The organism is Anaeromonas frigoriresistens, from assembly GCF_016820655.1.
Classification (GTDB): Bacteria; Bacillota; Clostridia; order Tissierellales; family SIT17; genus Anaeromonas; species Anaeromonas frigoriresistens.
The window spans coordinates 1-5434 of record NZ_WSFT01000027.1; the positions used below are offsets into that span (position 1 = coordinate 1).

Sequence of the window (5434 nt, forward strand, 5' to 3'; positions counted from 1 at the left end):
AGCCAAAACACTGCTAAATGGTCAAATGAGAAATATGATGAGTTAATCAAGAAAGCTCAAACTACAACTGGTGATGAGCGTATGGAAGCAATGTTAGAAGCTGAAAGAATTCTAATGGATGAAATGCCAGTATCTCCAACAGATCACTCTGTTAGAATCTATTTACAAAAAGACCATGTAAAAGGAATAGTAAGACTTCCTTTATCAATAACAAATGGTTATAAAACAGCATATATAACAAAATAATTAATATAAAAATCCCCGATTATTTAATCGGGGATTTTATTAGTTAAAATTCTCTTTGTAAAATTCTTTCTTCATGTAAGACTTATCCTTATAATCAAAATAAGGACAATTATTTTCCGATATGCCAGTGGAATTAATAATATGATTTAAACTGCATATTCCTTCAGATTGATGAGTACACTTCTCGGAACAATTTATTGTCATTTATATCCCTCCACATAGATTTACAATATAGTTTTCCCAATTTTACTAATATAATTACAAAATATCGGTCCTATGTTATCATATTATAGTAGAATTAATTAATAATACTTTGTAAATAATAGTTACAGGGTGATGTTGATTTGAAATTTAAGGATTATACTCAAACAAGGATGATATACCATATAGCTAATATAAATGATTTTAATAATATATTAAAAGATGGGATAAAATTTAATGATAAAGTTAGTTATAAAACTAAATACATAGATTTTCATAAACTTATAGATCAGTATAAATTATCTTACTTACCAGAGTGGATTATTCGTCAAAAAGCCATATTTGGAAGCATGAATTTTAAAGATAAGCACACTTGGCATTCTCATAGTGTGCTCCTTGGATTAAAAGTAAATGAAGACTATTGTTGGGTAGCCAATGAAAATTTGGTTAATGAGATCTATGAGCCCTTCATTCTAAAGGATATTGATGAATTTAGTTATATGAATAAATATATAAAAAGAATAGGAATTAATAATATTAAAGAATATTGGAAAACTTCTTTAAGCTTTAAGGAAAACTTATCAAAAAGATTAGATAAGAAAGAAGGTTATGATTGTGAAGTTTTAATATTTCATGATATAAAACCTAAAGATATAACACCAATAGCTATAGTATCTGATCATAGATATATTGAATACGATGATATTAAAAGAAATTATTTAAATGAGGGGGAATAGAGATGGATATAGGAAAATTACCTAATGATCTATTAAAAAGTTTAGTATTTGACCTGCTTACAAATAGAAGAGAAGATGTCCTTTCGAGGGGAGGAGTAGGAGAAGATTGTGCAGTTATTGATTTTGGCGATTATGGATGTGTAGTTTCTACAGATCCTATTACTGGTGCATCGAAGAATATAGGAAAACTAGCAGTACATATATCATGTAATGATGTAGCATCTAATGGAGCAGAACCTGTAGGAGTATTATTGTCTATACTAGCTCCTGAAAAAACTACAAAAGAGGATATAAAAAAGATTATGAAAGATGCTTCAGATACAGCTAAAGAATTAAATGTGGAAATAATTGGAGGTCATACAGAAATAACTGATTCAGTTAATAAGATAATAATAAATAGTACAGTTATAGGTAAACAAATGAAGGATAAAATACTAAAACCTCAAAATATAAAAGAGGGCTTTAAAGTAATATTAACTAAAAGAATAGCCATAGAAGGCACTTCTATAATAGCAGAGGACTTAGAGGACAAGCTAATAAAGAATTTATCTAAAGATATACTAGAAGCAGGAAAAAAATTAGTAGATAATATAAGTGTTGTAAAAGAAGGTATGATAGCAGGAGATTTAGGTGTTGAATATATGCATGATATAACAGAAGGTGGAATTTTTGGAGCTATATATGAGGCATCAGAAGCTATAAGTAAAGGTATACAAATATATGAAGAAAAAATTAAAATTGATGAATCTACTAAAGAAATATGTAAATTTTTAGATATTAATCCTTATAAATTAATTGCTAGCGGTAGTTTGATAATCATAACGGATGAGAATAAAGCCAATATACTACTAGATAAACTTAACAGTGAAAATATAGAGGCTTCTATAATAGGGGAAGTAATAGATGACGGAGTTTATATTGATAAAGAGAAAATTTCACCTCCAGAAAGCGATGAATTATATAAAGTTATTTAGAAAATACTTTTTTTATTGATTTATTCATAGTATCTAACTTGGCTTAATATAATTTATATATAGTGAGCTAAGGGAGGGTAACTGATGAAGCTAAAAAAAATTATTTCACTTCTTGTACTTATTACTCTAATAATAACGATGACGGGATGTGGAAAATTACAAGCAATGAAAGAGATGGTTACAGGATCAGAGGATGAGATAGTAGAAATGACTGATGAATCTACTGAGACAGTAGAAGTAACATTGGAAGAAGAAGGTAGAGAAACTGTACTTTACTATAAAAGTAGAGAGAACTTATTAGTACCAATTAAAAGAAACATACCTTGGGAAACAGGAATAGCTAAAAAAACATTGGGCTATTTGACAAAAAGTGAAGAAAATGAATCTGATATGGGATCTATAGGTTTAGAGCCAATAATACCTGTAGGAAGTCAGGTCTTAGGGATGTCAATTGACGAATCTACTGGACTTTGTAAGGTCAATTTTTCCGAGGAAATATTAAACTCAGAAGATAAGGTAGATGAAGTAAGTTTTATTAATGGAGTTGTATATACCTTAACAGAATTTCCAACAATATCTGAAGTTCAATTTATAGTGGATGGGGAAATTTTAGAAACATTGACCTACGGAACAGATGTAAGTACTCCTATAAAGAGAAGAGACATAAACTTAGTAGATAATAATGTAGGAGATTCTAAGGTGGTTGTATACTATAAGGGTACAACTAATGGAGAATACGAATATTATGTTCCAGTGACAGAGACAGTAGCTACACCAAGTCCAAATATGTATACAGCTTTAGAAGAGTTATTTAATGGTCCACCAGAGTCAAGTGGTTTATACACTGATATACCTATGGGAGTAGCTTTACAAGGGGTAGAAGTCAAAGATGGAGTAGCATTTATAGATTTATCTGAAGATACAAAAGAAAAGATTGTAGATCAATCAGCTTTTGACTCCATGGTTAAGAACATAGCTCTAACTTTAGATCAATTTAGTGAAATAGAAAGAGTGGAAATACTCATAAATGGCAAAACATTAGAAGAAGCTAAAATGAATGTATTGCCAGCTGAAGCAATACCAACCTTTGCAAATGAATACTAATTTTCCCGGGACATCTATTGATGTCCTATTTTTATTGGTAATATAATTTAAACTTTGGTATCATAGTTATATATATAGGAAGAATAATTAGGTAAAAACTAAAGGAGTGAAAAATTTGAATAGAGAAGACGGAAGAAAAAGAGATGAATTAAGAGAGGTTAAGATTACAAGGAATTATCTTAAACACCCTCAAGGATCAGTTTTAATAGAGATGGGAGATACTAAAGTAATATGTACAGCTATGGTAGAAGATAGAGTACCGCCATTCTTAAAAGGATCTGGAAAGGGATGGATTACTGCTGAATATTCTATGCTTCCATCATCCACCCACACTAGAAAAATAAGAGAAGCTAGTAGAGGGAAATTAGAGGGTAGAACTCAAGAAATAAAACGACTTATCGGAAGAGCTTTAAGATCAGTTATAGAGTTAGATAAGCTAGGGGAGAGGACAGTTTGGATAGATTGTGATGTTATACAAGCTGATGGAGGAACAAGGACTGCTTCAATAACCGGGGCTTTTGTTGCATTAGTAGATGCATTAAAAAGTCTTCATGATGATAAGTTAATATCAACAATTCCTATTAGACATTTTGTATCTGCAATAAGTGTAGGTATAGTAAAGGATGAAAGTGTTTTAGATCTATGTTACATTGAAGATTCTAATGCTAAGGTAGATATGAATGTAATAATGACTGGGGAAGGTGAATTTGTTGAAATACAAGGTACTGGAGAAGAAGCCCCATTTTCTAGAAATGATTTAAATGAATTATTAGACTTAGCAGAAAAGGGTAATAAAGAATTAATAGAAAAGCAAAAACAAGCTTTAGGAGAGATTTCAAATTTTATTATTAAAGGAGAGTAATATGCTACAGAAAAGGATAATAGTTGCTAGCGGCAATACACATAAAATAGAAGAAATAAAGAGTATATTAAAAGGATTACCTGTAGAAGTGCTATCTAAAAATGAAGTAGGCTTAAAAGAACTTGAAGTAGTGGAGGACAGGGAAACTTTAGAAGAAAATGCGATTAAAAAGGCGAAAGAGATATCAGAAAAGACAGAGGGAATTGTACTGGCTGATGATACTGGACTTTTTGTGGATAAATTAAATGGTGAACCAGGAATTTACTCAGCTAGATATGCAGGAGAAGATGCTACATACTTGGAGAATAATAAAAAACTTTTAAAAGAATTAGAAGATACAAAATTAGAACAGAGAACTGCAGAGTTTAGGACAGTAATTGCTATAGTGTTAGAAGATAAAAGTATTAAGACTCTAACTGGCATATGTAAAGGTAGAATAGCCCTAGAACCAAAGGGAGATAAAGGGTTTGGGTATGATCCTTTATTTATCGTGGATGGGTATGACAAAACTTTTGCTCAATTAGGAGAAGATATTAAAAATAAAATTAGTCATAGAGCAAGGGCTCTAGAAGAACTTAGAAAGGAATTAGAAGATATATTAAAGGATGAATGATATGAAGTTAGTTATTATTAGTGATACTCATGGAGAGATAGACAAAAGCATTGAGGTTTTAAACTCATTAAGTGATGTGGATTTATTTATACATTTAGGTGATTATAGTAAAGATGCAAAGGAAATACAAATTAAAACAGGAATAGATATGATAAATGTCAAAGGAAACTGTGACATAAATGATAATGAAGTATCTGAGGAAGAAATAATAGAAGTAAAAGGGAAAAGAATATTCTTAACCCACGGTCATAGATACAACTGTAAATGGGGGTTAGATAATCTATATTATAGAGCAAGCGAATTGGAAGTAGATGCTATATTATTTGGACATATACATCAACCTGTAAATATAGTGGAAGGAGATATTTTAATATTTAATCCTGGAAGTATATCAAAGCCTAGAGGTGGCAGTAAAAAAAGTTATGGAATAATAACTATAGATAGAGATTTAAATTCTAAAATAATAGAATTATAAAATAAAACTAACCTTTAAAAGTTAGTTTTATTTTTAATTAAAACTAAAATACTAGAATAAAGGTTTGAAAATAGGGTAAAATAGATAACAATAAAAAAGTAACAAAAAAATGTTGACAGTATTAAATTTTTCTGTTATAATTTTAAATTGTCAGCTGAAAAAATGCACCTGTAGCTCAGTAGGATAGAGCAACGGACTTCTAATCCGTGTGCCGGGGGTTCG

7 protein-coding genes and 1 pseudogene are annotated in these 5434 nt (G+C 30.2%); 7 read left to right on the top strand and 1 reads right to left on the bottom strand.

Annotated elements, in window-relative coordinates:
- A pseudogene (locus GOQ27_RS06050) lies at positions 1-246 on the top strand (peptide ABC transporter substrate-binding protein); the annotation flags it as partial.
- Positions 247-285: 39 nt separating this feature from the next.
- Here GOQ27_RS06050 and GOQ27_RS06055 read toward each other — a convergent pair.
- A complete protein-coding gene (locus tag GOQ27_RS06055; RefSeq protein WP_203365943.1) occupies positions 286-450 on the bottom strand; it encodes a hydroxymyristoyl-ACP dehydratase in 165 nt (54 codons plus the stop codon).
- Between the two features lie 140 nt (positions 451-590).
- Here GOQ27_RS06055 and GOQ27_RS06060 point away from each other — a divergent pair, with 140 nt between their 5' ends.
- From GOQ27_RS06060 to GOQ27_RS06085, 6 genes are all read left to right on the top strand, one after another.
- Positions 591-1184, top strand: a complete 594-nt coding sequence (locus GOQ27_RS06060; protein WP_203365944.1) for a hypothetical protein — start codon at positions 591-593, stop codon at positions 1182-1184.
- A gap of 2 nt (positions 1185-1186) precedes the next feature.
- Positions 1187-2158, top strand: coding sequence for an AIR synthase family protein (locus GOQ27_RS06065; RefSeq protein ID WP_203365945.1), 972 nt, complete (start codon positions 1187-1189; stop codon positions 2156-2158).
- A gap of 84 nt (positions 2159-2242) precedes the next feature.
- Positions 2243-3262, top strand: coding sequence for a GerMN domain-containing protein (locus tag GOQ27_RS06070; protein ID WP_203365946.1), 1020 nt, complete (start codon positions 2243-2245; stop codon positions 3260-3262).
- Positions 3263-3368: 106 nt separating this feature from the next.
- Positions 3369-4124, top strand: a complete 756-nt coding sequence (rph, locus tag GOQ27_RS06075) for a ribonuclease PH (protein ID WP_484477106.1) — start codon at positions 3369-3371, stop codon at positions 4122-4124.
- A 1-nt stretch (position 4125) separates the two neighbouring features.
- Complete coding sequence (locus tag GOQ27_RS06080) at positions 4126-4737, top strand: XTP/dITP diphosphatase (RefSeq protein WP_203365947.1); 612 nt, start codon at positions 4126-4128, stop codon at positions 4735-4737.
- 1 nt (position 4738) lies between these two features.
- Positions 4739-5212, top strand: a complete 474-nt coding sequence (locus GOQ27_RS06085; protein WP_203365948.1) for a YfcE family phosphodiesterase — start codon at positions 4739-4741, stop codon at positions 5210-5212.
- The last annotated feature ends 222 nt before the right edge of the window (positions 5213-5434 follow it).